Annotated in this window: 28 protein-coding genes and 1 tRNA gene; 19 read left to right on the top strand and 10 right to left on the bottom strand. The window is 64.7% G+C overall.

The window, feature by feature from the left end; genetic code table 11:
* Position 1: 1 nt before the first annotated feature.
* The 4 genes from ACK4FK_RS10605 to ACK4FK_RS10590 are packed head-to-tail and all read right to left on the bottom strand — an operon-like array spanning position 2 to position 3,234.
* Positions 2–718 (bottom strand): XdhC family protein, encoded by a 717-nt coding sequence (locus tag ACK4FK_RS10605; RefSeq protein ID WP_409744892.1) that lies wholly within the window; start codon positions 716–718, stop codon positions 2–4.
* Positions 715–1,044 carry an XdhC family protein gene (locus tag ACK4FK_RS10600; protein WP_409744890.1) on the bottom strand — a complete coding sequence of 110 codons (330 nt, stop codon included), beginning with the start codon at positions 1,042–1,044 and terminating at the stop codon, positions 715–717. Before ACK4FK_RS10600 ends, ACK4FK_RS10605 begins: the two co-directional genes overlap by 4 nt.
* Complete coding sequence (locus tag ACK4FK_RS10595) at positions 1,041–2,276, bottom strand: vWA domain-containing protein (RefSeq protein ID WP_409744888.1); 1,236 nt, start codon at positions 2,274–2,276, stop codon at positions 1,041–1,043. The genes ACK4FK_RS10600 and ACK4FK_RS10595 overlap by 4 nt, the downstream gene beginning before the upstream one ends.
* Before the next feature lie 22 nt (positions 2,277–2,298).
* A complete protein-coding gene (locus ACK4FK_RS10590) occupies positions 2,299–3,234 on the bottom strand; it encodes an AAA family ATPase (RefSeq protein WP_409744886.1) in 936 nt (311 codons plus the stop codon).
* A 121-nt stretch (positions 3,235–3,355) separates the two neighbouring features.
* Here ACK4FK_RS10590 and ACK4FK_RS10585 point away from each other — a divergent pair, with 121 nt between their 5' ends.
* Both ACK4FK_RS10585 and ACK4FK_RS10580 read left to right on the top strand, forming a co-directional pair.
* Entirely contained in the window at positions 3,356–3,844 is a 489-nt protein-coding gene (locus ACK4FK_RS10585) for an ester cyclase (protein WP_409744884.1), read from the top strand.
* A gap of 11 nt (positions 3,845–3,855) precedes the next feature.
* Positions 3,856–4,185, top strand: a complete 330-nt coding sequence (locus ACK4FK_RS10580) for a YciI family protein (RefSeq protein ID WP_409744882.1) — start codon at positions 3,856–3,858, stop codon at positions 4,183–4,185.
* Here ACK4FK_RS10580 and ACK4FK_RS10575 read toward each other — a convergent pair.
* Positions 4,182–4,556 carry a hypothetical protein gene (locus ACK4FK_RS10575; RefSeq protein ID WP_409744880.1) on the bottom strand — a complete coding sequence of 125 codons (375 nt, stop codon included), beginning with the start codon at positions 4,554–4,556 and terminating at the stop codon, positions 4,182–4,184. The two genes, ACK4FK_RS10580 and ACK4FK_RS10575, sit on opposite strands and share 4 nt — an antisense overlap.
* A gap of 149 nt (positions 4,557–4,705) precedes the next feature.
* Positions 4,706–4,779, bottom strand: a tRNA-Cys gene (locus ACK4FK_RS10570).
* A gap of 220 nt (positions 4,780–4,999) precedes the next feature.
* Here ACK4FK_RS10570 and ACK4FK_RS10565 point away from each other — a divergent pair.
* From ACK4FK_RS10565 to ACK4FK_RS10530, 8 genes are all read left to right on the top strand, one after another.
* Positions 5,000–5,671 carry a protein-L-isoaspartate O-methyltransferase family protein gene (locus ACK4FK_RS10565; RefSeq protein ID WP_409744878.1) on the top strand — a complete coding sequence of 224 codons (672 nt, stop codon included), beginning with the start codon at positions 5,000–5,002 and terminating at the stop codon, positions 5,669–5,671.
* Positions 5,672–5,675: 4 nt separating this feature from the next.
* Positions 5,676–6,011 carry a rhodanese-like domain-containing protein gene (locus ACK4FK_RS10560; protein ID WP_409744877.1) on the top strand — a complete coding sequence of 112 codons (336 nt, stop codon included), beginning with the start codon at positions 5,676–5,678 and terminating at the stop codon, positions 6,009–6,011.
* A gap of 100 nt (positions 6,012–6,111) precedes the next feature.
* Positions 6,112–7,488 (top strand): TolC family outer membrane protein, encoded by a 1,377-nt coding sequence (locus ACK4FK_RS10555; RefSeq protein ID WP_409744876.1) that lies wholly within the window; start codon positions 6,112–6,114, stop codon positions 7,486–7,488.
* Between the two features lie 238 nt (positions 7,489–7,726).
* Positions 7,727–8,392 carry a DUF2497 domain-containing protein gene (locus ACK4FK_RS10550; protein WP_409744874.1) on the top strand — a complete coding sequence of 222 codons (666 nt, stop codon included), beginning with the start codon at positions 7,727–7,729 and terminating at the stop codon, positions 8,390–8,392.
* A gap of 130 nt (positions 8,393–8,522) precedes the next feature.
* Positions 8,523–11,168, top strand: a complete 2,646-nt coding sequence (locus ACK4FK_RS10545; protein WP_409744872.1) for a valine--tRNA ligase — start codon at positions 8,523–8,525, stop codon at positions 11,166–11,168.
* Positions 11,169–11,170: 2 nt separating this feature from the next.
* Complete coding sequence (locus tag ACK4FK_RS10540; protein WP_409744870.1) at positions 11,171–11,605, top strand: cytidine deaminase; 435 nt, start codon at positions 11,171–11,173, stop codon at positions 11,603–11,605.
* Positions 11,606–11,691: 86 nt separating this feature from the next.
* Positions 11,692–12,075 carry a nuclear transport factor 2 family protein gene (locus ACK4FK_RS10535; RefSeq protein ID WP_409744868.1) on the top strand — a complete coding sequence of 128 codons (384 nt, stop codon included), beginning with the start codon at positions 11,692–11,694 and terminating at the stop codon, positions 12,073–12,075.
* A 17-nt stretch (positions 12,076–12,092) separates the two neighbouring features.
* Complete coding sequence (locus ACK4FK_RS10530; RefSeq protein WP_409744867.1) at positions 12,093–12,227, top strand: hypothetical protein; 135 nt, start codon at positions 12,093–12,095, stop codon at positions 12,225–12,227.
* Between the two features lie 135 nt (positions 12,228–12,362).
* Here the strand turns inward: ACK4FK_RS10530 and ACK4FK_RS10525 are convergent, their stop codons facing one another.
* Positions 12,363–13,601: an MFS transporter gene (locus tag ACK4FK_RS10525; RefSeq protein WP_409744865.1), complete on the bottom strand. Its 1,239-nt coding sequence runs from the start codon at positions 13,599–13,601 to the stop codon at positions 12,363–12,365.
* 185 nt (positions 13,602–13,786) lie between these two features.
* Between ACK4FK_RS10525 and ACK4FK_RS10520 the strand changes: the two genes are divergently transcribed.
* The gene (locus tag ACK4FK_RS10520) at positions 13,787–14,521 is read left to right on the top strand and encodes a hypothetical protein (RefSeq protein ID WP_409744863.1); all 735 of its coding nucleotides are present in this window, start codon (positions 13,787–13,789) and stop codon (positions 14,519–14,521) included.
* Here the strand turns inward: ACK4FK_RS10520 and ruvX are convergent.
* Complete coding sequence (gene ruvX, locus ACK4FK_RS10515) at positions 14,518–14,985, bottom strand: Holliday junction resolvase RuvX (protein WP_409744861.1); 468 nt, start codon at positions 14,983–14,985, stop codon at positions 14,518–14,520. The two genes, ACK4FK_RS10520 and ruvX, sit on opposite strands and share 4 nt — an antisense overlap.
* Positions 14,986–15,093: 108 nt before the next feature.
* On the opposite strand from ruvX, the gene gatC reads away from it, so the two are divergent.
* The 8 genes from gatC (at position 15,094) to ACK4FK_RS10475 (ending at position 23,761) form a co-directional block, all read left to right on the top strand.
* Positions 15,094–15,381: an Asp-tRNA(Asn)/Glu-tRNA(Gln) amidotransferase subunit GatC gene (gene gatC / locus ACK4FK_RS10510; RefSeq protein ID WP_409744860.1), complete on the top strand. Its 288-nt coding sequence runs from the start codon at positions 15,094–15,096 to the stop codon at positions 15,379–15,381.
* Positions 15,381–16,859 (top strand): Asp-tRNA(Asn)/Glu-tRNA(Gln) amidotransferase subunit GatA, encoded by a 1,479-nt coding sequence (gene gatA / locus ACK4FK_RS10505; RefSeq protein WP_409744858.1) that lies wholly within the window; start codon positions 15,381–15,383, stop codon positions 16,857–16,859. The genes gatC and gatA overlap by 1 nt, the downstream gene beginning before the upstream one ends.
* A gap of 1 nt (position 16,860) precedes the next feature.
* Positions 16,861–18,321, top strand: a complete 1,461-nt coding sequence (gene gatB, locus ACK4FK_RS10500) for an Asp-tRNA(Asn)/Glu-tRNA(Gln) amidotransferase subunit GatB (RefSeq protein ID WP_409744855.1) — start codon at positions 16,861–16,863, stop codon at positions 18,319–18,321.
* Positions 18,322–18,422: 101 nt separating this feature from the next.
* Entirely contained in the window at positions 18,423–19,028 is a 606-nt protein-coding gene (locus ACK4FK_RS10495; RefSeq protein WP_409744853.1) for a DUF6655 family protein, read from the top strand.
* Between the two features lie 130 nt (positions 19,029–19,158).
* On the top strand, positions 19,159–20,625 hold the full coding sequence (locus ACK4FK_RS10490) for a hypothetical protein (protein WP_409744851.1): 1,467 nt from the start codon (positions 19,159–19,161) through the stop codon (positions 20,623–20,625).
* Positions 20,626–20,793: 168 nt separating this feature from the next.
* Positions 20,794–22,248: a hypothetical protein gene (locus ACK4FK_RS10485; RefSeq protein ID WP_409744849.1), complete on the top strand. Its 1,455-nt coding sequence runs from the start codon at positions 20,794–20,796 to the stop codon at positions 22,246–22,248.
* A 65-nt stretch (positions 22,249–22,313) separates the two neighbouring features.
* Positions 22,314–23,294 (top strand): NADPH:quinone reductase, encoded by a 981-nt coding sequence (locus ACK4FK_RS10480; RefSeq protein WP_409744847.1) that lies wholly within the window; start codon positions 22,314–22,316, stop codon positions 23,292–23,294.
* 86 nt (positions 23,295–23,380) lie between these two features.
* Positions 23,381–23,761 carry a nuclear transport factor 2 family protein gene (locus ACK4FK_RS10475; protein ID WP_409744845.1) on the top strand — a complete coding sequence of 127 codons (381 nt, stop codon included), beginning with the start codon at positions 23,381–23,383 and terminating at the stop codon, positions 23,759–23,761.
* A gap of 6 nt (positions 23,762–23,767) precedes the next feature.
* Here ACK4FK_RS10475 and ACK4FK_RS10470 read toward each other — a convergent pair whose 3' ends face one another.
* A complete protein-coding gene (locus ACK4FK_RS10470) occupies positions 23,768–24,151 on the bottom strand; it encodes a c-type cytochrome (RefSeq protein WP_409744843.1) in 384 nt (127 codons plus the stop codon).
* A 1-nt stretch (position 24,152) separates the two neighbouring features.
* A complete protein-coding gene (locus ACK4FK_RS10465; protein ID WP_409744841.1) occupies positions 24,153–24,455 on the bottom strand; it encodes a copper-binding protein in 303 nt (100 codons plus the stop codon).
* Positions 24,456–24,460: the final 5 nt, after the last annotated feature.

Here is a 24,460-nt window from a genome sequence, read left to right as displayed (position 1 = left end):
ATCAGGCCGCCACGTTGGAAGCTTGCGAGGGCTGGCGCAGGGCCGCCGTCATCTGCGCCAGGATCGAGATGGCGATCTCGGCCGGCGATTTTGCGCCGATGCTCAGGCCGACCGGGCCGTGGATGCGGGCGAAATCGTCGGGTCCGAAGCCGGCGGCGGTCAGGCGTTCCAGCCGCGAGGCATGGGTTTTCTTGCTGCCCAGCGCACCGATGTAGAACACGTCGGACTTCAGCGCCGAGATCAGCGCCGGATCGTCGATCTTGGGGTCATGTGTCAGAGTCACCACGGCAGTACGAAGGTCGAGCTTCATCTGCGCCATGGCCTCGTCGGGCCAGTCGTTCGACAGGATCACGCCGGGGAAACGCTCGGGCGATCCGAAGGCACTGCGCGGATCGATAACCGCCACCTCGTAACCGGCTAATTGCGCCATCGGTACCAGGGCCTGGGCGATATGCACCGCCCCGACCAGGATCAGGCGCAGCGGCGGATTGAACACATTGAGGAAGAGGGGGCCCTGTTCGGTTTCCACCGTGCGCGCCTTGTCTTCCAGCAGGGCGGCGCGTGCCGCCTCGCCGATGCGCGGATCGATGTCCTTGAGTCCCTTCTTGCCATAGAGATACAGCAGACGCTGTTCACCGGTTTTCAGGAAGGTGGCCAATACCACCGGCCGCTTCTCGGCGCGGTCCTGCTGCAGCTGTTCGAGGATTTCCTGTTTCATCCGTCCAGCCGCTCGACAAAAATCTGTATCTTGCCGCCGCAAGCCAGCCCGACTTCCCATGCCTGGGCATCACTCACGCCGAAATCCAGCATGCGCGGCTTGCCGTCGGCGATGGCATCCAACGCCTCGGTCACCACCGCGCCTTCGATGCAGCCGCCCGAGACCGAGCCGATGAACGTGCCTTGATCATCCACCGCCAACTGGCTGCCCACCGGTCGCGGCGCCGAGCCCCAGGTGGTGACCACGGTAGCCAGTGCCACGCCCTTGCCCGCACGTTTCCAGTCCAGGGCGGTGCCCAGCACGTCGTCAGTCGGATCAGCGCTCATGCGGCCATCCTCGCGAGGTTCGATTTCAGCCGGTTGCCGGCATCGCTGGCATGGCTCAGCGCGGCGGCCAGATCGGCAATGGAGCTAAGATTGTGAACCGGACGGAAATCGTCAACCTGGGGCAGGATGGCGCGGATGCCGGCGGCCTTAGGCTCGAAACCGTCCCAGCGCAGCAGCGGGTTGAGCCAGATCAGCCGGCGGCAGGATTTGTGCAGCCGCTCGATCTCGCGCGCCAGGCCCTTGCCGCCCTCGCGATCCAGCCCGTCGGTCAGCAGCAGCACGATGGCGCCCTGACCCAGCACCCGGCGCGACCACAGCCGGTTGAATTCCTCCAGCGTGGCGCCGATCCGCGTACCGCCGGACCAGTCGGGCACCTTCTCGCTCACGGCAGCCAGCGCCTTGTCCACGTCGCGCTGGCGCAGCAGGCGGCTGATATTGGTCAGCCGCGTGCCGAACAGGAAGCTGTGCACGCGCGCGCGGTCGTTGGTCAGGGCATGCATGAAATGCAGGAACATGCGGCTGTACTGACTCATCGAACCGGAAATATCGCACAGCACCACCAGCGGCGGCGGGCGTTGCGCCGGGCTCTTGCGCTTGAGCGGAATGATCGCGCCGCCGGTGCGCATGGAAGCCTGAAGGCTGGCGCGCAGGTCGATGCGGTGGCCGCGATCATCGGGCTTCAGGCGGCGCACGCGCTGCGGCCGGAACGGCCATTCGATCCGTACCAACGCCTTCTTAGCCTGCTCCAGTTCCTCGGCCGACATTTCGGCGAAGTCCTTTTTCTGCAGCAATTCATCGGCCGAGAAGGTCAGCGTGGCATCAATCTCCACTTCCTTTGGTTCGCCAGCCGGCCTGCTCTCGCCGCGTCCGGGCAGCAGGGCCTGCCGCAGGCGCTGCGAAGTGGGGTTCTTCTTCGGCTCCGCCGTGCCTTCTGCTTCGGGCAGCAGCAGGCTCATCATGCGTTCCAGGATCTTCGGATCGCGCCAGAAGATGTGGAAGGCCTGGTCGAACAGCTCGCGCTGGTCGCGCCGGTTCACCAGCACCGAGAACAGTGTCCAGTAGAGGTCGTCGCGCCGCCGGATGCCGGCGGCTTCCACCGCGCGCACGGCGTCGATGGCCTTGCCGGGGCCGAGCCGCAGACCCGAGGCGCGCAAAAGGCGCACGAAATGCACGATGTTTTCGGCAAAGGCGCCGCCCTGATCGCCAGTGGGTGGAGCGGGCAGCATCGTCATGGCGCGCCTGTCCCGCCGCCGTTCAGGCGCCCAGCGCGGCCATGTCCTGCTGCACCTGGCGCAGGATCGCCGCCGCTTCGGAGCCCTTCATCTTGGCGATGTCGTCCTGGTATTTCAGCAGGACGCCAAGCGTATTGTCGATCGTCTCCGGATCGAGTGCCACCTTGTCGAGGAAGGCCAGCGCACGAGTCCAGTCGATGGTCTCGGCCACGCCGGGCAGCTTGAACAGCTCGGTCTCGCGCAGATGCTGCACGAAGGCGACGATCTCGCGGCTCAGGCGCTGCGGCGCGCCGGGCACCTTGCGCTGCAGGATCGCCAGTTCGCGCTCGGCGCTGGGATAATCCACCCAGTAATACAGGCAGCGGCGTTTCAGCGCGTCGTGGATTTCGCGCGTGCGGTTCGAGGTGATGATCACGATGGGCGGCTCGGGTGCCTTCACCGTGCCGACTTCAGGGATGGTGATCTGAAAATCCGACAGCACTTCCAGCAGATAGGCTTCGAAAGGCTCGTCGGTGCGGTCGAGTTCGTCGATCAGCAGAACCGGGGCGCCGTTCGGATCGGGCTTCAGCGCCTGCAGCAGCGGCCGCTCGATCAGGAAATCGGCGCTGAACAGGTCGTGACTCAGGCTGCCCTTGTCGCCCTCGCCGGTGGCCTCGGCCAGGCGGATTTCTAGCATTTGACGGGGATAGTTCCACTCGTAGACGGCCGAGGCGAGGTCAAGGCCCTCGTAGCATTGCAGCCGCACCAGCCGGCGCTTCAGCGTGGTGGCCAGCACCTTTGCGATCTCGGTCTTGCCCACGCCGGCTTCGCCTTCGAGGAACAGTGGCCGACCCATCTTCAGGGCCAGGAACAGCGTGGTCGCCAGCGAGCGGTCAGCGACGTAATCGCCACGCCCAAGCAGGGATTCGACTTCGTCGATGGAGGCGGGCAAGGCGGCAGACGTTTTCTGTGTGGTCATGACGAGGATCTAGGGCGAGGGAGACAGAAATCATGCCCGGTTAACGCCCGCCGAACAAGGCATGACTGTCACAGGCGCTTGGCCCGGCGCGTCTGTCGCTCATATGCCTGAGGAGGCCCCCATGAACCAGTCTGTCTCGCCGCGCCCCAACCAGCCAATGCTGTTTCGCCACCTGGGGGCTGAGAATGCCCATGACATGGCGGGCACCCTGGCCACCATTCATCCCGATTGCGTCTTCCGCGACATGGCTACCGGCCAGGTTTTCCCCGGTCTTGCCGGCGCCGAGCGGCATTATCGGCAATGGTGGACCGCCTTCGGCAATGTCGTGGAGCGCAATCCACAGGGCGTTGCGCATTGGCTCGATGACGAGACCTACATCGCCGAGCCACGATACGCCGGTCGCCACGTCGGGGAATTCCTCGGTCTGGCGGCCACTGGCCGGTCCTTTGTTCTGCCATTCACGGTGTTCGTGAAATTCCGCGACGGGCTGTTCGTGGAAGAACGGTTCTATTACGATCTCGCCACGCTCATGCGCCAGTTGGGGGAGACGCGGATCGATCCGCAGGCCCTGCAGCGGGCGCAGGATTGGGCGGCGGGCAGGGAAAGCTGACGGAGCGGGGGATGCCGAGGCCACGGCCGGTCTACTGGATCGATTACCAGCGGGGTCCGGCCTGGCCGGCAGGGGAGGCGCCGCCGAAACAGGCGCTTTACGATCATCAGATCTACCTGCAGGGACTGATGCAGGGCGGAAAACTGCTGATGGCCGGCCTGTTTCGCGACGAAGCCGGCGGCGGTATCGCGGTGCTGGACAGTGACGACGAGGCCGCGGCCCGCGACATGATGGAGCGCGATCCGGCCGTGCAGTCCGGGCTGCTGACGGCGACCCTGCGGCCCTGGCAGATCGTCTTTGAGCCGGCGAGCGGCACGTCTCCCTTTGCCGAGGCCGGCTAGCGGGCGAGGATGGTATAGCCGCGCTCGATCACGCGCTTGGTCGCCTCGAAGGCATGCACCATCTCGTCGTTCGCCTCGCGGGCGGCCTTCAGCCGGGCGATGTCCTCGGCCGAGGGATTTGTGATGTTGGAGAGTTCGAGGGCGATTTTCACGTAGCGGGCGCGGGCCTCGGCCACGCGGACGGCGAAGGCCATGAAGGATTCCCGGTTCAGCTCAGGGACCGCCTTCCGCATCACCTCGCGGTTGGCGCTGAAAATGCCCATTTCGATTTCTTCAAGGAATTTCTGAAGCTTGCGCGCGGACTCGCGGTCCAGCATGTCCTTGCTCACGAAATGGTCGACCTTGTCCTTGCCGTAACCGATGATTTTCATCGTCGCCTCCTGCCGCGAGTCGCGGCCTATCAATAAGATAAGGGGCGAAAGGCGGGTATAGAAGAGGGGGCAATTGCTAGGGAGGCGGCAGCCGGAAAGGCCAATTCCGCTGGCTCCGGGGGCAACAGGGAGCTTTTTTGTCGGGAAAGTGGAGGTCCGGGCCGGAATTGAACCGGCGTACGCGGATTTGCAGTCCGCTGCGTCACCACTCCGCCACCGGACCTTGAGAACGCGGCCTCTTACTAAGGGTTCAAGCCCTGTGGGGTCAAGGGTTTCCGGCCGCCCGCGCCGGGGCGGGACGCGGCGTGACGCCGGTCACGCCGCGGCTTGGCGATCTGGGCTAACCCATAATACGGGCATTGTTTTTGCGGCATTGCAGCATTATAAACGGCGCCTGTATTCGCCACGTCCAATACCCGCGTTCCAGCCCGGATTCCGACCCCATGGCCCAAGCCGACCGCCACTTCGCCGAAGCGCGCCGCCAGATGGTGCTGACCCAACTGCGCCCCAACAAGGTGATCGACGAGCAGTTGATCGCCGCCATGGCGGCGCTGCCGCGGGAACAGTTCGTTCCCAAGGCCTATCGCGGGGTCGCCTATATGGATGAGGACGTGGCGGTCGCCCCTGGTCGCTACCTGATGGAACCGATGGTGCTGGCCCGCCTGCTCCAGGAGGCCGAGGTCCAGGCCGGCGAAGTCGCCCTGGTTGTGGGCTGCAGCGCAGGCTACGAGGTCGGCATCCTCGCCCGTCTTTGCAGCACCGTGATCGGCCTGGAAACCGACCCTGCCATGGCCCAGCAGGCCGGGCAGACCCTTCAGGCGCTCGGCATCGATAATACGGCCATCGTGGAAGGTCCGCTCAAGGACGGCCTCGCCAAGCAGGGCCCGTTCAATGTGATCCTTCTGGCCGGCGCGGTGCCGGAAATTCCCGCCGCCCTGCTGGCCCAGCTCGCCGATGGCGGACGGCTGGTCGGCGTCGTGCGTCCGGCCGGTGCACCGATCGGGCAGGCTGTTCTGGTGAAACGCAGCGGCGATCTGTTCCCGCAGCGGGTCCTGTTCGATGCCGGCACGCCGCCGCTGCCCGGCTTCGACCGTCCGGCCGGTTTCGTGTTCTGAGCCGATGTCGCAGACCGAGCAGCCAGTCGAGATCGGCGTCGACGAACTGAATGCCTGGCGCAAGGCGGGCCGCGACGTGCTGGTGCTCGATGTGCGCGAGGATTGGGAAGTGGCGACGGTTTCTCTTGATGGCGCCCGCCACATCCCGATGCGGCAGGTACCAGATCATGTCGGGGAACTGCCGCAGGACAAGCCGCTGGTGGTGATGTGCCATCATGGCGGCCGCAGCCGGCAGGTGACCACCTGGCTGAGGCAGAATGGATTTGCGCAGGCGATCAATCTTGCCGGCGGCATCCATGCCTGGGCGGAGCAGATCGATCCGTCGCTGGCGAAGTATTGAGTGCGTGGAAAACAACGATAACCAATAAGCAAGATTCCAGGGAATACGAACGGGGCTCGACGCGGCTTACGGGGTGAACGAAAAAGGACAGGTGGGCGTAATGAGCTTCAAATCTGCTTTGCTGGCCTCGGCGCTGGCGCTGGGATGTCTTGCAATCGTGCAGCCGGCAGCCGCGCAGTCGCTGAACGACGCGCTGAGCGCGGCCTACAACAACAATCCGACCCTGCTGGCCGCGCGCGCCGCGCTGCGTGCCACGGATGAAGGCGTGCCGCAGGCATTGTCCAACTGGCGGCCGACCGTCAACCTGACCGGCGAGGCCGGCAGGCTGCGCCAGGACTTCGATCCCTCGACCACGAGCAATCCCAGCGATACGATCTCGCCGCGCACGCTGCAGCTTTCCGTGTCGCAGCCGCTGTATCGCGGCGGCCGCACGGAGTCGGCCACCGAGTCCGCCGAGGCGCTGGTTCTGGCGGGTCGCCAGGACCTGGCCAGCACCGAACGTCGCGTGTTGCTGGATGCCGTTACCGCTTACATGGACGTGGTGCAGAACCAGGCGGTGCTGGAGCTCAACCGCAATAACGAGGAAGTATTGCGCCGCCAGCTTGAGGCGACGCGGGAACGTTTCCGCGTCGGTGAAATCACGCGCACCGACGTTGCCCAGTCGGAATCGCGCCTCAGCCGCGCCACCGCGGACCGCATCTCGGCCGAGGGCGCGCTGATCTCGTCGCGCGCCGTGCTGGCCCGCGTGATGGGCGAAACGCCCGGCACGCTGGTGCAGCCGCCGCCGCTGCCGCAACTGCCGGCCAACGAGGACGAGGCGCTGGCGATTGCCTACGAAGACAACCCGGATCTGCTTGGCGCGCGCTTCCGCGAGGTTGCCGCCAAGTACGACGTGCGCACGATCTCAGGCGGATTGCTGCCGACCGTGTCGCTGAACGGCACCCTGAGCAAGGCAGACGAGACCTCTCGCGCCAATCTGGAAACCGAGTCAGCCAGGATCGCGCTTTCAGTCACCATGCCTCTGTATGAGGGCGGTTCGATCTACAGCCAGACGCGCCAGCGCAAGCAGACGCACAACCAGCGCCGCATCCAGGTCGAGGAGCAGCGCCGCAGCGTACGCCAGTCGGTGACGCAGGCCTGGGAAAACCTCAGTACCGCGCGTTCCAACATCACCGCGCGCCGGGCGCAGGTGGAAGCCGCCCGCATCGCGCTGGAAGGCGTGCAGCAGGAAGCCGAGGTCGGTTCGCGCACCACGCTGGACGTGCTGGACCAGGAGCAGGAATATCTCGATGCGCGAGTGGCGGAAGTGCGCGCCCGGCGCGACGAGTATGTTGCGGGCTTCACGCTGCTGTCGGCCGTCGGCCGGCTTGGCGCACGCCAGCTTGCCCTGCCGGTCGACTATTACGACCCCGAGACGAACTATAAGCGCGTGCGCGACAAGTGGTTCGGCACGGATGGTGGCCTGACGGCCGAGTGAGGCCACCGGATTCAGCCGCGAATCGGGAAAAAGCGCAGCCGGGCCGGGAATTTGGGGAAAAATCCCTTAACCCAGGTTAACAGTTCGGTTATCTTTCCTGCGCATACCATTGGCCTGTGATTCGGGCGGTGGCCTGCATCGTTGCGATGGCCGTCCGTCACGGTTTCCGGCTGCCGCCAGAATGTAATGCGCCCTCCGGATCGTCATCGGTCCCGGGGCAGGATGTGTCGGGCGAGGGATGAGCGACCCAAAAGCTGGTCAGAATGAACCGACAATGGAGGAAATCCTTGCCTCCATCCGTCGGATCATTTCCGAGGACGGAGCCGATCAGCAGCCCCCGCCTGCCGAGGAGCCGGCTGCGCCGCCCGCTGCCGCACCCGAACCGGAATTCGAACCTGAACCGATGATGGCGGCTCCGGAACCCGAGCCGGAGCCCGAGCCCGAGCCTGAAGCGGCTTTCGAGCCCGAGCCGATGCCGGAGCCCGAGCCCGAGCCGGAACCGGCCATGATGGCAGCGCCCGAGCCCGAGCCGGAGCCCGAGGCTTACGAACCTCCGCCGCCGCCTCCGCCGCCGCGCCGGTCCGCCATGCGGCCGCCGCCGCCGCGGGAAGACATTCTCGAACTCACAGATGTGGTGCGCGAGGATGTGGAGGGTCTGGTTTCCGCACCGATCGCCAGCCGTGCCGCCGCCCATCTGGGCCAGCTCTCCAGCGCCGTGGCCGGTTCGCGCGCCATGGCCATGGGCAATTCCCAGCGCACGCTGGAGGAACTGGTCAAGGAACTGCTGCGTCCGATGCTGAAGGAATGGCTGGACGCCCATCTGGCCACCATCGTCCAGCGCATCGTCGAGCGCGAGGTCGCCCGTCTGACCATCCAGGCGGAAGAAGAGCAGGATCACCTCTAAAACCGGTTTTTCCGGGCCTGTTTAAAGCCCCGCGCCGGCGCGCAAGTCTGGACTTGCGGGCCCGGATCGTCTTTATTTTCGGCCCTTTCCCAGCTTTACCCCCTGATACGCCAGACCTGAGTTTGCGCCCATGTTGGACAAGACCTATTCCCCGCAGGATGTCGAAGCCCGCCTGTACAAGGCCTGGGAAGAGAGCGGTGCGTTCAAGCATGGCGTGAAGTCGGGCAAGCCCTACACGATTGCCCTGCCGCCGCCGAACGTGACCGGCAGCCTGCATATGGGCCATGCGCTGAACCACACCCTGCAGGACGTGCTGATCCGCTGGCAGCGCATGCGCGGCCGCGACGCGCTGTGGCAGCCGGGCACCGACCATGCCGGCATCGCCACCCAGATGGTGGTGGAGCGCCAGCTGGCCGAAAAGCAGATGAACCGTCACCAGATGGGGCGCGACGCCTTCGTGCGGCGCGTCTGGGACTGGAAGGCGGAATCCGGCGGCATGATCACCGGCCAGCAGCGTCGCCTGGGCGAAAGCTGCGACTGGAGCCGCGAACGCTTCACCATGGACGACGGTCTGTCGGCCGCCGTGCGCAAGGTGTTCGTCGAACTCTACCGCGAAGGCCTGATCTACAAGGACCAGCGCCTGGTGAACTGGGACCCCAAGCTGCTGACCGCGATCTCGGACCTTGAGGTCGAGCAGCATGAGGTGAAGTCGCATCTGTGGTATTTCCGCTATTCCATCGAGGGCATGGCCGACACCTTCATCACGGTGGCGACCACGCGGCCCGAGACGATGCTGGGCGATACCGGCATCGCGGTGCATCCAGAAGACGAGCGCTACAAGAACCTGGTCGGCAAGTTCGCGATCCTGCCGCTGGTCGGCCGCCGCATTCCCATCGTGGCGGACGAATATTCCGATCCCGAAAAGGGCTCGGGCGCGGTGAAGATCACGCCGGCGCATGACTTCAACGACTTCGAGGTGGGCAAACGCCATAACCTCGAAATGATCAACATCTTCGACAAGCACGCCCATCTGAACGAGAACGTGCCGGAGAAGTACCGCGGGCTGGAGCGGTTCAAGGCGCGCAAGCAGATCGTCGCCGAGCTCGAGGAACTGGGTCTGGTCGAGAAGATCGAACCCAATACCCACATGGTGCCGCATGGCGACCGTTCGCAGGTGGTGATCGAGCCGTGGCTGACCGAACAGTGGTATGTCAACGCCGCCGTGCTGGCGAAACCGGCCATCGAAGCAGTGGAGAAGGGCGACATCCAGTTCGTGCCGAAGAACTGGGAAAAGACCTATTTCGAATGGATGCGCAACATCCAGCCCTGGTGCATCTCGCGCCAGCTCTGGTGGGGGCATCAGATTCCGGCCTGGTACGGGCCGGATGGCAAGGTCTTCGTCGCCCATGACGAGGCCGAGGCGCAGGCCGAGGCCGACAGGCATTACGGCAAGGCGGTGACGCTGACGCGCGACGAGGACGTGCTCGACACCTGGTTCTCGTCGGCGCTGTGGCCGTTCTCCACGCTGGGCTGGCCCGAGCAGACGCCGGTGCTGAAGTCGCATTACCCGACCGACGTGCTGGTCACCGGCTTCGACATCATCTTCTTCTGGGTCGCCCGCATGATCATGATGGGGCTGCACTTCACAAAGAAAGCGCCGTTCCACACGGTCTACATCCATGCCCTGGTCCGCGACGAGAAGGGCCAGAAGATGTCGAAGTCGAAGGGCAACGTGATGGACCCGCTCGACATCATCGACAAATACGGCGCCGATGCCCTCCGCTTCACGCTTTCCATCTTCGCCGCCCAGGGCCGCGACGTGAAGATGTCGGAACAGCGCGTCGAGGGCTACCGCAACTTCGCCACCAAGCTGTGGAACGCAGCCCGCTTTGCCGAGATGAACGGCTGTGCGCTGCCCGACAATTTCGATCCGAAAGCGGCGCAGGGCACGGTCAACAAGTGGATTCTCGGCCGGCTGGGCCAGGTGGTGCGCGACGTGGACGCCGCGCTGGAGGCCTACAAGTTCAACGAGGCCGCAGGTGCGCTGTATCACTTCACCTGGGGCACCTTCTGCGACTGGTATCTTGAGCTGATCAAGCCGGCGCTGACCGGCGAGGACGATGCCCTCAAGGCCGAGACGCAGGCCACCTGCGCCTATGTTCTGCGCCAGCTCATTCATCTTCTGCACCCCTTCATGCCCTTCGTGACGGAAGAGCTCTGGGAGAAGCTGTACGGCGCACCCGGTGGCTTCCTGATGCTGCGCGACTGGCCGACCGACGGCGCCCGCGCGGAAGACAAGGCGGCCTCGGTCGAGATCGACTGGCTGATCCGTCTGATCGAAGCGGTGCGCGGCGCACGTTCGGCGCTGAACGTACCGGCCGGTGCCAAGATCGCCATGCAGGGCGTGGGCGACGATCCCGAGCTGATCCGCCGCCTGCTGCGACACAGCGACCCGATCAAGCGTCTGGCCCGCATCGAAACCATCACCATGGAGCAGGCGGCTCCCGTGGGTGGCGGCTGCGCGCGCATCGTGGTGGACGGCACCACCTTCGTGCTGCCGCTGGCCGATGTGATCGACATCGCCAAGGAAAAAGCGCGGCTCGCCAAGGAGCGCGACAAGGCCCTGGCCGAGATCGCCAAGATCGACGCCAAGCTGGGCGATGCCGCCTTTGTGGCGCGTGCACCGGAAGCCGTGGTCGAGGAACAGCGCGAGCGCCGCGCCGGCCATGGCGCCATGGCCGAAAAGCTGGCCGAAGCGCTGGCCCAGCTCGGCTGACCATGACGGCCGCGATCGCATCCGAAGACCAGGCCCTGATCGACGCCGCCACGGCGCTGATCAAGCGGCGTTATGCGGTCGGCCGGCATCACATCGCGGCGGCTTTGCGCACGCGCTCGGGCAAAATCGTCACCGGCCTGCATCTGGATACCTATGTCGGCCGCGCTTCGGTCTGTGCCGAGGCCGTGGCGGTGGGGCAGGCCATGGCCGACGGGGCAGGAGCCGGCGATCCGATCACTGCCATCGTATCGGTGCGTCATCCGCGTCCGACCGAACAGAACCAGGCGATCCAGATCGTGGCGCCCTGCGGTATCTGCCGCGAGATGCTGCGCGATTTCGCGCCCGAGGCCCGCGTGCTGCTGGCCGATCCGGAACAGGGCCTGCGTGCCTATCACCCCTCCGACCTGCTGCCGCTGAAATACCACCGGCTGCCTTGACCTCGCGGGCCATTGTCGGGGTGCATTGCCGTACTTGACCGCACGGGACGGCGCTGCTTTCCTCGCGCATAGACAGGGAGGCATTCATGAACAATCCGCAGGTCAATGACATCCTGGCCACCGTGCAGACCTATCTTGACGGCCTGCACGAGGGCGATACGGCCAAGATCCGGCAGGCCTTCCATCCGGCCTCAAGCCTGTTCGCCGCCATCGACGGCAAGCTGGTGAACGTGCCGCGCGAGGAATGGTGCAAGCTGATCGAAAGCCGGCCTTCGCCCAAGGCCAAGGGGCAGACCCGCGAGCATGACCGCGTGCTGTCGGTCGACATCACCGGGCCGGATACGGCGATGGTGAAGGTGAACTGCGCCATCCTTCCCCGCTTCTTCACCGACTATCTGAGTCTGGTTCGACTTGACGGCCGCTGGCAGGTGATCAACAAGACTTACACGTTCGAGACGCTGCCGGGGTGACTTTTTCGGGTGATGCCATGCGCGCGCTGACGATTTTCTCGCTGCTGTTCATGCTATCCGCCTGTGCCGACCCGGCGACCATGTTTGCCGGCGGTCTGCGCGGCTGGTGCAAGACATCATCCGAGAACTGTACCGTTCACGATGCAAACTGAGCGTCATGCCTGATCTCCGGCAGGGCGTGATCGTTTCCGCGATCTCACCATCCGTGCCTTCGAGCGGAGCAGCCATGCTCCATTCCTGGAAGAAGCGGCAGTGTTCGATGCCGAACTGCTCTGCTGGCTGAACCGCTAGGCGGTTTCGGGTTTTCGCGCCGAGGTCTGCCTGATCGCCACGGCGGTCAGTGTGGTCAGACCCAGCATCGCGGCCACGAACCACAGCACGCGGTCGGCCTGGCCGTGATCCAGCAGCAGGCCGATGGCTAGCGGCGCCAGGGCCGATCCGGCATCCAGACCGGAATAGACGAAGCCGAACACCCGGCCGGAGGCCCCCTTGGGGGCGGCACCGCGTACGATCAGGTCGCGCGAGGGCGTAGTCATGCCCTGCAGGAATCCGGCGACGGTGATCGCGGCCACCAGCATGATCTCGGGCAGGTCGATATTGGCCACCAGCAGGATCAGCGCGGCCGCGCCCAGCAGGCCGGTGATCACGATAGCCTCCAGGCGCACACCGCGGTCGGCAATCCAGCCGCCCACCATCACCCCGGCCGAGGCACCCAGCAGAAAGCCGGTGAGTGCGGTGGTGGCCAGCGTAAGGGGCGTGCCATAGAGCGCCGCCAGGGTGGCGGGCAGGAAATTCTGCGTGCCGATCAGCGCAAACGACAGCAGCAGGAAATAGCCGAAGCACATGACCACCGGCAGGCTGAGCAGCGGACCGAGTGGCGCGGCTTTTTCACCCGCCTTTGCGGCCGCGCGGCGGGCGGCGCCGGCATCTTCCTTCAGCAGATCGCGGTTCATCAGCAGGGCGGCCAGGATCGCATACCCGATCAGGGCGGCGATGATCGGCGCCGCCCGCCAGCCCAGCAGGGCCGCACCGCCGGCCATCAATACCGGTGCCAGTCCCCAGCCCAGGTTGCCGCCCAGAGTATGCGTGCCATAGGCGCGGCCAAGACGTTTCTGGTCCACCGACGCGTTCAGGATCGAGAAATCGGCCGGATGGAACACGCTGTTGCCGATGCCGGCCAGGATCGCCACCGGCACCAGCATCCAGAAACTGGGCACCAGGCCATAAAGCAGAATGCCGGTGCAGAAGATTGCCAGGCCGCCGATCAGCACATTGCGCGCCCCCACGCGGTCGACCAGGAAGCCGGCCGGCGTCTGCAGCACGCCGGAGGTGACGTAGAACAGCGTCATCACCAGGCCCAGCTCGGTGTAGCTGACGCTGAATTCGGTTTTCAGGAACGGGAACAGGGGCGGCAGCACAAGTTGGAAGAAATGGCTGCAGCCATGGGCGATGCCGATCAGGGCCATCACCTTGAGGTCGCGGTTGGCCGTGGGCTGGCGGCCGGCGGGAAGGGCAAGGTCGGTCATGATGCCTGCGGGACGGGACTGTGGCGTTTCTCCGGCTGTACCGCCGGTTGGTTTGAGACTAACAGATATTCCCCTGCCGCCCAGTGGAAACTCCCGGCCCGGACGATCTTTCCCGCCGCGTCGGCGGCCGTTACAGTATCCATGCGGAAACTGCCGCGCGGCGGCACATGGCATGCGAGGGACAAATGGGGTTCGTCTTTGCCGGCCTGACGGCCGTTCTGGCCGTGATGATCTATGTGGCCGTGCAGCGCCTGGGCGCAAAGGGCTGGATGGCCGAGTTCAAGGCGGTCTCGCCGGTCACGCTCACGCCGCTCTCCGTGCTCAACGGCTTCCTGCTTGCCTTCATCGCCGCGAATGTCTGGAGCAACTGGGATCGCGCCAGCGGCTTCGTCGCCCACGAGGCCGCGGCCCTGCGCCATGCCGAGGTGTTGGCCGCCACCATCTCGCCCGAGGTGGCGCAGGACATCAAGACGATCATCCGCGCCCATATCGACCGCGCCGTGAGCGAGGAATGGCCCGCCATGGCGAAAGGCGAACTGCATATGGGCCTGCGCCAGCCGGCATTGCTCGATGCCGTGCAGCGCCTTCTGGCGGTGCAGCCGCAGGGCTTTGGCCAGCAGCAGGCCGTGCAGCACAGCCTGGCGGCGATTGAATCCGCGATGTCGGCGCGGCGCGAGCGCATCATGCTGAGCGAGGCCGGCCGCGTCGATCTGGCGAAATGGCTGGCGCTGTTTGCGCTGGCCGCCGGCCTGCAGGCAACGATCGCCATGGTGCATGTCGATCGCCCGCGCGCCAAGCAGGTTGCGCTGGCGATTTTCACGGCTGCGGCGATGCTGTGCTTCGTGGTGATCGGGCTCTACGACCGGCCGTTCCACAACGGCGTGCCGCCCACCGCACTGCTGGAAATCCGGCCCGGCTAGGCCGGCTGCTGCGCCAGCCAGTCCAGGTAGGATTGCAGGATGTAGCCAGCCGCCAGCTTGTCGACCAGTTCGGCGCGGCGGGCGCGGCTCAAATCCGCTTCCTCGGTCATCATGCGCTGCACGGCCACGGTGCTCAGGCGCTCGTCCCACAGTGCGACGGGCAGGGGGATGAGCTGAGCAAGGTTGCGGGCAAAGGCGCGCGTGGCCTGGCAGCGCGGGCCTTCCGTGCCGTCCATGTTCACCGGCAGGCCCAGCACCAGGGCGCCGACAGCTTCCTTCGTCACGATCTTCTGCAGTTCGGCCGCATCCTGGCTGAATTTCCGGCGCGGCAGGGTCTGGTAGGGGCTGGCGATCCGGTGTCCGGCATCGGAGAGCGCGAGTCCGATGGTTTTGCTGCCCAGATCGAAGCCCAGATAGCGCCGGCCGACATCGAGCCGGATCGGGCCTTCTGCTGGACGGAACAAGGACTTAACGGGCTGGGGAGCGGGGTTGCCGGGGCCGGTCACGAGTGATACTTTCCGCCGCAATTTCAAAGGGATTCTCCCCAGTTTTTACCACGGAACGGACAGCGCATGTCACTGGATAGAACGGCGGTGGCGAAAATCGCCAAGCTGGCCCGGCTGAAGATGGAGCCGGAGCGGCTGGACGCCATGACCGCGGAACTGAACAGCATCCTCACCTTCGTCGAGGAACTGCAGGCGGTGAATACCGACAATATCCCGCCGATGACCTCGGTGACGCCGATGAAGCTGCGCCAGCGCGAGGACGAAGTGACCGACGGCGGCAAGCCGGAGGCCGTGCTGAAGAACGCTCCCCAGCGCCAGGGCGATTTCTACACCGTGCCGAAGGTGGTGGAATAATGGCCATCGACCCGAGCACGCTCACCATCGCCGGCGCCCTGGAGGGGCTGGCGAAGAAGGACTTCACCTCAGTCGAGCTGACCCAGGCCAGCATCGCGGCCATGCAGGCGGCCAGGCCGCTGAACGCCATGATCACCGAGACGCCGGAGAAGGCGCTGGAGATGGCGAAGGCGTCCGATGCCCGCCGTGCCGCCGGCAAGGCCGGCCTGCTGGAAGGCATTCCGCTCGCCATCAAGGACCTGTTCTGCACTGAAGGTGTTCTGACCACGGCCGCCAGTCACATCCTCGACGGCTTCCACCCGACGTATGAAAGTACGGCCACCGCCAATCTGTGGCAGGCCGGCGCGGTGATGCTGGGCAAGCTGAACCTCGACGAATTCGCCATGGGCTCGTCGAACGAGACCAGCTATTACGGCCCCGCCATCAATCCCTGGCGCGCGCCGGACGGCACAAGGCTGGTGCCCGGCGGTTCGTCGGGCGGTTCGGCCGCCGCCGTCGCCGCCGGCTTTGCCCTGGGCGCCACCGGCACCGATACCGGCGGCTCGATCCGCCAGCCGGCCTCGCTCTGCGGCATCACCGGCATCAAGCCCACCTATGGGCGCGTGTCGCGCTGGGGCATCGTAGCGTTTGCTTCCTCGCTCGACCAGGCCGGACCGATGACCCGCACCGTGCGCGATTCCGCGCTGATGCTGCAGGCCATGGCCGGCTTCGATCCGAAGGACAGCACCTCGGTCGATACCCCGGTGCCCGATTACACCGCCAATCTGGAAGCGGGCGTGAAGGGCCTGCGCATCGGCATTCCGCGCGAATACCGCATGGATGGCATGAACCCTGAGATCCTGGCGCTATGGGAGCAGGGCAAGGCCTGGCTGAAGGATGCTGGCGCCGAGATCGTCGATATCCACCTGCCGCACACCCATTACGCGCTGGCGGCCTACTACATCGTGGCGCCGGCCGAGGCGTCCTCGAACCTGGCCCGCTACGATGGCGTGCGCTACGGCCTGCGTGTGCCGGGTAAGGACCTGATCGAGATGTACGAGAATACCCGCGGCGAAGGCTTTGGCCGCGAGGTGCAGCGTCGCATCATGATCGGCACGTATGTGCTGTCGGCCGGTTATTACGATGCCTATTACACCAAGGCACAGCGCGTGCGCACGCTGATCAAGAAGGACTTCGAGCAGGCCTTCCAGCGCGTCGACGCCATCCTGACTCCGACCGCGCCGAACACGGCCTTCCCGCTGGGTGCCAAGACCGACGACCCGATCACCATGTATCTGAACGACGTGTTCACGGTGCCGGTGAATCTGGCTGGCCTGCCCGGCATGTCGGTACCCGCCGGCCTGAGCGCCGACGGCCTGCCCTGGGGCCTGCAGCTGATCGGCCGCCCGTTCGATGAGGCGACCCTGCTGCGCGTCGGCCGCACGGTCGAGAAGGCCGCGAATTTCACCGCCAAACCCACCGCCTGGTGGAGGTCGTAACATGGCTGAGAAAGATTACATCCAGGGCGCCACGGGTCCGTGGGAAGTCGTCATCGGCATGGAGGTCCATGCCCAGGTGCTGTCGAAGGCCAAGCTGTTCTCCGGCGCGGCCACGGCCTTCGGCGCAGAGCCGAACCACCAGGTCAGCCTGGTCGATGCCGCCATGCCCGGCATGCTGCCAGTGATCAACCGCTATTGCATCGAGCAGGCGGTGCGCACGGGGCTGGGCCTCAAGGCGCAGATCAATCTGCATTCGGTGTTCGATCGCAAGAACTACTTCTACGCCGACCTGCCGCAGGGGTATCAGATCAGCCAGTACAAGCAGCCCATCGTGGGTGAAGGCAGGCTGCTGCTCGACATGCCCGATGGCAGCACCCGCGAGATCGGCATCACACGCCTGCATCTGGAGCAGGATGCGGGCAAGAGCCTGCATGACCAGAGCCCACGCGAAAGCTTCATCGACCTCAACCGTTCCGGCGTGGCGCTGATGGAGATCGTCTCCGAGCCCGACATGCGGAACTCGGAAGAGGCGGGGCTGTACCTGAAGAAGCTGCGTACCATCCTGCGCTATCTCGGCACCTGCGATGGCAACATGGACGAAGGCTCCATGCGCGCCGACGTCAACGTGTCGGTGCGTCGGCCGGGCGAGGGCCTGGGCACGCGCTGCGAGATCAAGAACGTCAATTCCGTGCGCTTCGTGCAGCAGGCCATCGAATACGAAGCCCGCCGCCAGATCGAGATTCTGGAAGACGGCGGCCAGATCGACCAGGAAACCCGCCTGTTCGACACGGCCAAGGGCGTGACGCGCAGCATGCGCTCGAAGGAAGAGGCGCATGACTACCGCTACTTCCCCGATCCCGACCTTCTGCCGCTGGAACTCGACGGCGAGTGGGTGAACGAAATCGCCCGCAGCCTGCCGGAACTGCCCGACGAGAAGAAGGCGCGCTTCATCGAGAAGCTGGGCCTCAGCCCCTATGACGCCTCCGTGCTGGTGGCCGAGAAGGAGTCGGCCGATTTCTACGAGAAGGTGGCCAAGGGCCGCGACGGCAAGCTGGCCGCCAACTGGGTGATCACCGAGTATTTCGGCGTGCTGAACAAGTCCGGCCAGTCGATGGAAGAGTTCACCATCACGGCCGAGAAGCTGGGCGGCCTGATCGACCTGATCAGCGACAACACGATCTCCAACCGCCTGGCCAAGGATGTCTTCGCCCTGATGGTGGAAACCGGCAAGGATGCCGCCACCATTGTGGAAGAAAAGGGCATGAAGCAGGTCACCGATACCGGCGCGATCGAGAAAGTGATCGACGAGGTGATGGCGGCCAATGCCGACAAGGTGGCCGAGTATCGCTCGGGCAAGGACAAGCTGTTCGGCTTCTTCGTCGGCCAGACGATGAAGGCCTCGGGCGGCAAGGCCAATCCGGCGGCGGTGAATGAGCTGCTGAAGAAAAAGCTGTCGGGCTGAACGCCGCGACATGCGCATGATGAAGGCCGGGGCCGAAATCCCGGCCTTTTTTCTGCCGTTTTTCTGCGGCAGACAGGAACATCCCAGATCAAGGATGTCCGATGCTCCGCAGCCTCTTCCTGCCTGCCGCTCTTTGCATTTTGCTTGCTGCCTGCTCCACGCAACGCACCACCGAGCCGGGCCGCACCGCCACCGAGCAGCTGCTGTTCTCCACCGCTGCCGAACGCGCGGCCGACAGGCTGGCCTTCAGCCTGCCGGCAGGCCGCAAGGTGTTTGTTGATCCGGCCTATGCCGAAGGCACCGACAGCAAATACCTGCTGGGCACCATCCGCGACCGTATCCTGCGCCAGGGCAGTGATCTGGTCGACGACAAGGGCAAGGCCGACATCGTGATCGAACCGCGCATCGGCGCCATCTCGGTCGACCGCGACAAGACGCTGTTCGGCATTCCCGATTTCGGCGTGCCGATCCCGCTGGCCGGGCAGGTGCAGATGCCCGAGATCGCGCTGTTCAAACGCGATACCCAGCAGGGTGTGATCAAGGTGGCGGCCACGGCCTATGACGCCAAGTCAGGCCTGCTGATCCAGTCGCTCGACCCGGTCTATGGCTTCGCGCACAAGAAGGAATGGGCTGCGCTGATCTTCTTCTCGTGGGACACCAACGACCTGGTGCCAGAGCCGGCGCGGGAAGAATGGGTGGGGCGATAGCCGCCGCTACAATCTCTCGTTACAGCGCTGTAATGCAAGGCGTCTTCCGACAGCGGTAACGTTATTGACTTTAAAGGTGCTGATTGATTTCGGCTATGCGAATGCAGGGGTGTGCAATCAGGACATCCCCATGCGTGATCAGGACAGCTATTGCCTTTCTGAAGCAGATCTCTTCTCAAACGGTGCACGGGATCTGATCTTCCGGTTTGCCCGTCCCTACCTTGAGCAGGAGGGCGTCACTGCGACCGAGCTCTGCTTCAGTCGCGTTCGGCAACGCAGTCTGGCCGACGATGGTAATCGCCTGGCCGACATGATCGAGCGTGTCTCGGCCATGCAGGTACAGCAAACCCGTCAACCGGTGCTGGATCGTCGCCGCGAGCTCACGGGTATGGTCAATCAGGCCATGCGCCTGGTGGACAGCCTGACGCGGCAGACGCCGTCTGATTTCGTACTCACCGGTGCCGCGCTCAGCCAGCTGGCGGCGGAGAGTCCACGCCATGGTGAAATTCGGGTCGGGATCATCATCGCGGCCCAGCTTTCCGAGACAACGGACTGGACTGGCCGTGCCATGCTGTGCCTCGATCTGATTGAAAGCGGCGCCGAGGCCGGCGTTCGAGCCTTGCTGGAGCAAACCCTGGCTGAGATGCTGCGGCTGGATACGGCAGGCCCGGCTTTTGGCTTTGGCGAGACATCCTGCCATGTCATCGATGGCTGTCTGGTCATGATTGATCCAGATGCATCGGCAGAACGGCCATTGCAAAAGCGTGTGAAGGCTCTGCTGACCAGCGGCGATACACCGATCCTGACCGAGGCGGTATCCGACCGGATCGCGACTGCATTGAACCAGATTGGGCCGCTTTCCGATGCGCCCGGTTTTTCGGAATGGGCCTATCTGCAGCATCTGAAACAGCGCCTGCAGACGAACGCGGCCCTGTCGGCCGATCCGCTCCTGCAGCAGGCGCTGGGGAACAGGTTCTTCCGCTTGGCACAGGCCGAGCCCCTGCGTCTGGCCCTCAACAACATCCCGGCTTTTTGCAACAAGGCACTTTACCTGGCCCGTCTCTATCCAGAAGTTCTGGATGGCACGGCGCGGCGCGATCTGCTCGCGGCTCTGACCTTTTATCTTGAGCATCGTGATTTCCACAGCCATTTCGCTGAGCCGGGAACCTCGCTGGATGCCATGGTGGAAATGGCGCAGACCCTGGACGAGGCCCTGCAGAATCCGGCTTTGCCCGACCATCGCCGCGACCGTTTCCGCAACAGCATTCTGAAGCAGTACATGCATATCAAGAGTCTGGCGGAGCGGCGGCGCGATCCGCGTGTTATGGGCGGTCCGAACGATGCCGTGCTGATCAACGGCCGCCGGGCGCCGCTACGCAACTGGAGCGCCTTGGGCGTGCTGTTCGGCCCGGTGGAGGATACGATCAGGATCGGCGATTCGGTGGATATCAATGTCGACGTGCACAATCACGCCATCGATATCAGATTCGATGCCTCGGCTGACGTGGTGAGGGTGGCCGACGGTCTGGTGGCGGCGCGGTATTATTGTAAGGATTCCGACGTCTCCGAGCGCATTCAGCAGTATTTTGCGAAATGATTTCGTCCGCCCTGACCGCTGCTGCGGCAGGCATTCAATAGTTTTTGATCGCACATAAAACGCCCGCTGATAGTATATTAGCAGACCCTGGTCTCCCGGGTTGCACAACTACCGGCTATGCCGCTATGTCAGCCGGCCTTTCCTTGAATTCCGCCAAAAGAGCGGGCGATGTTCTGCGAAACAGAAGCTGAGACCTTTGCCGATCCGGCGCGTGAATTGATCTTCCAGATTGCTCGCGGCTATCTGGAGCGCCGGGGTGTGACCGCCACCGAGCTGGTCTTTGATCCGGTCCAGCACCGCGCACTGCTCAATGATGGCCCGCGCTTCCAGGAAATCCTGCAGCGCGTTGCGCTGTTGCAGGGCCAACACACCAAGCGGCCGGTTTCCGAACGCATGAAGGAGCTCACCGCGCTGGCCGAGGCAGCCATGCGGCGCGTCGAGGTGCAGGCGGCGAAGCTGACTCCGCTCTCCGGCATGGCCGGCGCCCTACAGCAGGGCCTGCTGCGCGGCGCGGCGCTGGATGAATGGGTCCGCGACGGCGTCGTCGTCGCCCGGCTGGTGGCGGCCTGCGACGGATGGGAGGCAAAGGCGCAGCTCTGTCTCGATCTGGCAGAGGCCGGACTGGGGGCGGAAAGCCATGGACTTGCCGATCGGACACTGGCTGAAATACTGCTGCTCAAGCCGGCAGCGCCCGCGCTGTTTGGTGAGGCTTCCCGCCGCCGCGTGATCGACATCTGCCTTGGTCTGGCGGGTGAAGAGCTGCCGCCGGAAACCCCGGCGGTCCTGCTGCGGCTGCGCCATGCCCTGAATGCGGTTGCCCTGATGCATGCCGGTGCGGCCGTGGGCGAGAAGATGGCGGAAGCGCTGGATGGCAGCTTGCCGCTCTTCGGCGACGATGCCCACCAGGAATGGGAGGGCCTTCAGGCCCTGCGCCAGCGGATCGAAGGGCTGCCGCTGCTGGAGGGTGTTCCGGCGATCCAGGCCAACCTTGCGCGCCGTTTTGCCCGCTTCGCAACGCCCGAGTTGCTGAACCCGATCCTGGGCCGCGAACCCGACATTGCGCGCAAGCTGCTGTTCCTGCTGCGGCTGTATCGCGAGGTCGAGGAGCCGAACGCACGTTTCGAGTTGCAGGGCATCCTGTCGCATTACATGGATCACCGCGATTTCAGGACGCAGTTCCTGGGGCCGCAGGCCACGCGCGAGGAATTCGCCACGCTGGCCGCCGCGATTTCGGAAGCCCTGGTAAAGGCCGATATCCCCGATCCGCGCAAGACCAGGCTGCTCGACCAGTTCCGCCACCAGCTTGCCGGCGTGGTCAAGCCCAACGGTCAGCGCAATCTGCAGCGTGGCCAGGGTGGACCAAACGACGTAGTGATCGTGCAGGGCATGCGTATTCCTCTGCGCAACTGGAGCCCGGTCGGCCTGCTTTTCGGTCCCTGTCCGTCGGGCATGGCGGTTGGCGACAGGCTGCCAATAACGGTCGAGATCCGCAATGCAGCGCTCAGTCTCGATTTCAGGGCCGAGGCCGAGGTGCTTCGTGTCACCGACGATGTCGTGGCCGCGCGCTATGCCTGCGACGACCCCGCCATCGTGCAGCGCATCAAGTCTTATTTTGCCGGCTGAGCCCGAGGTTGTATGGGTTTTGCGTCTCGCCTAGTCTGCAGGAAAGCAGGGCGAGGGAGACGGCAATGCGGGCAGCATGGTATGGCAGGAACGGCGCGGCACGCGAGGTTCTGGAGGTTGGCGATATACCGACGCCGCAACCCGGCGCCGGCGAGGTGCGGGTGCGGCTGCATGCTTCGGGCGTCAACCCCTCGGATGTGAAAAGCCGGCGTGCCAGGCCCCTGATCGCCGACAGGATTATACCGCACAGCGACGGCGCCGGGGTGATCGATGCCATAGGACTGGATGTGCCGGCTTCTCGCGTCGGCGAACGTGTCTGGACATGGAACGCCCAATGGCAGCGCCCCTTCGGCACGGCAGCCGAGTATATCGTCCTGCCGGCGCGTCAGGCTGTGGCTCTGCCGGCCGATGTGGATTTCGCTGCGGGGGCCTGCTTCGGCATCCCGGCGCTGACCGCGATCCATGCGGTGAACCTGCTGGGGGACGTCGCGGGCCGCAGTCTCGTGGTGATCGGCGCGGCGACATCGGTTGGACATTACGTGGCCCAGGTGGCGGTGCGGCGCGGCGCACGGGTGATCGGCACGGTCGGCTCGGCCGAGAAGGCCGCACATGCCGCGGCCGCCGGCGTGACCGCGGTAATTGACTACAAACGGGAAGACGTGCCCCAGCGGGTGAAAGACCTCACGGATGGTGTCGGAGCCGATGCGGTGGTCGACATGGATTTCTCCACGACCGCGGCCATGCTGGCCCAGGGCATACTGCGTCCGCATGGTGAACTGGTCAGCTATGGCTCGAACAGTATGGACCAAGTGCCAGTGCCGTTCCGCGACCTGCTGTTCCGCAGCATCACCCTGCGTTTCTTCGTGGTGTATGAACTGACGGCCGACGAACGCGCCAGGGCCATCGCCGACCTGAATGCATTCTTGGGTGCAAAGGCGCTCCAGCATACCGTGGCGGCCCATTTCCCGCTGCATGAGATCGCCACGGCGCACGAAGCCGTGGAGCAGGGACGTTATACGGGTAATGTCGTGCTTGATATCGGCTGATCCGGCCGGGGCGGTTACAGATCGGTACCTGCTTTACCTTGTATCCCTTGCGACTATCTGATGCGATGAACCGGCAGGAGACGTGCATGACGACGGCGGCAGCGGATATTTCCCGGGTTTTGGGCATCTATTTCGATGGCCTGTATCACAGCGATACCCAACGCCTGCGGCAGGCGTTCCATCCGAAGGCGGTCTATGCCTGTGCCACGGACGGATCTTTGCTGCATCTGACCATGGACGAATATTTTCCGGTCGTCGATAAACGGCCGTCGCCGGCCAGCCGCAACGAGCCGCGACGTGACCGCATCGTTTCCATCGAATTTGCCGGTCCGGTCACCGCGATTGCCCGGGTCGAATGTGCCATCGGCCCGAAATTCTTCACCGACCTTCTCACGTTCATCTGCCTGGATGGTCGCTGGCAGATTATCTCCAAGGTTTTCCACTACGATCTGCAGGACGCGGCTTGAGCCGGATCAGTCGATCCCGTTGGCCTTCTGCACCTCGCGCACGAAGGTGATGATGGCGAGGGCATCCTCGCGTCCGACCGTCGGTTGCGGCGGCATGTTGCCAAAGCGCCAGTGATGCTGGCGCGTGCCCTGGGCCATGGCGATCAGGAAGGCCATGTCGCCATGATGCGAGGATTCGTAGATCTTGTGGATCAGCGGCGGCCCCTGTCTGGCGTTACCCTGGCCCCAGTCGCCATGGCATTGTGCGCAGGTCTTGCCAAAGGCGATGCGGCCCTGTTCCGCCAGCGGGCTGAGCTGCGCCGGCTTTTGCACCGTGACCATCCCGTCCTGTGCGCCGGCAGGGGCGGCGGCCACAATGCCGGCCAGGACAACAAGCGCATAACGCGACATCCTACTTCTCCGGTTCTGCCGAGAGGATCCAGTAGCCGCCCTCATCCTTGCTGATGACGAACCTGCCCTTGTCGCCGGGTTTCAGTCGGTCCAGCAGCGTGGGGTCCTTTGTCTGGAATACCATGCTCATGGCCGGCATTTCGAGCGCTCCGGCAATGGGGCCGTGGCGCAGGGTGATCTTGCCGGTCAATTTATCGACACGCCGCACCTCGCCATCGGTTGTGCCGGTTTGCGCCTGTAGCGTTCCGCCAAACAGCAGAATGCTGCCGGCGAGGATTGCTGCGACTATCTTGCTCATGATCATGCTCG

The organism is Ferrovibrio sp. (genome assembly GCF_046297895.1).
GTDB lineage: Bacteria > Pseudomonadota > Alphaproteobacteria > Ferrovibrionales > Ferrovibrionaceae > Ferrovibrio.
The sequence above is the reverse complement of the archived record's forward strand: the minus strand, read 5'-3'. Positions and strand labels throughout refer to the sequence as shown.

What these genes read in the sequence shown, in the direction of transcription:
- ACK4FK_RS10605 (WP_409744892.1), bottom strand. Translation starts at nt 718, where the DNA reads ATGAAACAGGAAATCCTCGAACAGCTGCAGCAGGACCGCGCCGAGAAG.
- ACK4FK_RS10600 (WP_409744890.1), bottom strand. Translation starts at nt 1,044, where the DNA reads ATGAGCGCTGATCCGACTGACGACGTGCTGGGCACCGCCCTGGACTGG.
- ACK4FK_RS10595 (WP_409744888.1), bottom strand. Translation starts at nt 2,276, where the DNA reads ATGACGATGCTGCCCGCTCCACCCACTGGCGATCAGGGCGGCGCCTTT.
- ACK4FK_RS10590 (WP_409744886.1), bottom strand. Translation starts at nt 3,234, where the DNA reads ATGACCACACAGAAAACGTCTGCCGCCTTGCCCGCCTCCATCGACGAA.
- ACK4FK_RS10585 (WP_409744884.1), top strand. Translation starts at nt 3,356, where the DNA reads ATGAACCAGTCTGTCTCGCCGCGCCCCAACCAGCCAATGCTGTTTCGC.
- ACK4FK_RS10580 (WP_409744882.1), top strand. Translation starts at nt 3,856, where the DNA reads ATGCCGAGGCCACGGCCGGTCTACTGGATCGATTACCAGCGGGGTCCG.
- ACK4FK_RS10575 (WP_409744880.1), bottom strand. Translation starts at nt 4,556, where the DNA reads ATGAAAATCATCGGTTACGGCAAGGACAAGGTCGACCATTTCGTGAGC.
- ACK4FK_RS10565 (WP_409744878.1), top strand. Translation starts at nt 5,000, where the DNA reads ATGGCCCAAGCCGACCGCCACTTCGCCGAAGCGCGCCGCCAGATGGTG.
- ACK4FK_RS10560 (WP_409744877.1), top strand. Translation starts at nt 5,676, where the DNA reads ATGTCGCAGACCGAGCAGCCAGTCGAGATCGGCGTCGACGAACTGAAT.
- ACK4FK_RS10555 (WP_409744876.1), top strand. Translation starts at nt 6,112, where the DNA reads ATGAGCTTCAAATCTGCTTTGCTGGCCTCGGCGCTGGCGCTGGGATGT.
- ACK4FK_RS10550 (WP_409744874.1), top strand. Translation starts at nt 7,727, where the DNA reads ATGAGCGACCCAAAAGCTGGTCAGAATGAACCGACAATGGAGGAAATC.
- ACK4FK_RS10545 (WP_409744872.1), top strand. Translation starts at nt 8,523, where the DNA reads ATGTTGGACAAGACCTATTCCCCGCAGGATGTCGAAGCCCGCCTGTAC.
- ACK4FK_RS10540 (WP_409744870.1), top strand. Translation starts at nt 11,171, where the DNA reads ATGACGGCCGCGATCGCATCCGAAGACCAGGCCCTGATCGACGCCGCC.
- ACK4FK_RS10535 (WP_409744868.1), top strand. Translation starts at nt 11,692, where the DNA reads ATGAACAATCCGCAGGTCAATGACATCCTGGCCACCGTGCAGACCTAT.
- ACK4FK_RS10530 (WP_409744867.1), top strand. Translation starts at nt 12,093, where the DNA reads ATGCGCGCGCTGACGATTTTCTCGCTGCTGTTCATGCTATCCGCCTGT.
- ACK4FK_RS10525 (WP_409744865.1), bottom strand. Translation starts at nt 13,601, where the DNA reads ATGACCGACCTTGCCCTTCCCGCCGGCCGCCAGCCCACGGCCAACCGC.
- ACK4FK_RS10520 (WP_409744863.1), top strand. Translation starts at nt 13,787, where the DNA reads ATGGGGTTCGTCTTTGCCGGCCTGACGGCCGTTCTGGCCGTGATGATC.
- gatC (WP_409744860.1), top strand. Translation starts at nt 15,094, where the DNA reads ATGTCACTGGATAGAACGGCGGTGGCGAAAATCGCCAAGCTGGCCCGG.
- gatA (WP_409744858.1), top strand. Translation starts at nt 15,381, where the DNA reads ATGGCCATCGACCCGAGCACGCTCACCATCGCCGGCGCCCTGGAGGGG.
- gatB (WP_409744855.1), top strand. Translation starts at nt 16,861, where the DNA reads ATGGCTGAGAAAGATTACATCCAGGGCGCCACGGGTCCGTGGGAAGTC.
- ACK4FK_RS10495 (WP_409744853.1), top strand. Translation starts at nt 18,423, where the DNA reads ATGCTCCGCAGCCTCTTCCTGCCTGCCGCTCTTTGCATTTTGCTTGCT.
- ACK4FK_RS10490 (WP_409744851.1), top strand. Translation starts at nt 19,159, where the DNA reads ATGCGTGATCAGGACAGCTATTGCCTTTCTGAAGCAGATCTCTTCTCA.
- ACK4FK_RS10485 (WP_409744849.1), top strand. Translation starts at nt 20,794, where the DNA reads ATGTTCTGCGAAACAGAAGCTGAGACCTTTGCCGATCCGGCGCGTGAA.
- ACK4FK_RS10480 (WP_409744847.1), top strand. Translation starts at nt 22,314, where the DNA reads ATGCGGGCAGCATGGTATGGCAGGAACGGCGCGGCACGCGAGGTTCTG.
- ACK4FK_RS10475 (WP_409744845.1), top strand. Translation starts at nt 23,381, where the DNA reads ATGACGACGGCGGCAGCGGATATTTCCCGGGTTTTGGGCATCTATTTC.
- ACK4FK_RS10470 (WP_409744843.1), bottom strand. Translation starts at nt 24,151, where the DNA reads ATGTCGCGTTATGCGCTTGTTGTCCTGGCCGGCATTGTGGCCGCCGCC.
- ACK4FK_RS10465 (WP_409744841.1), bottom strand. Translation starts at nt 24,455, where the DNA reads ATGATCATGAGCAAGATAGTCGCAGCAATCCTCGCCGGCAGCATTCTG.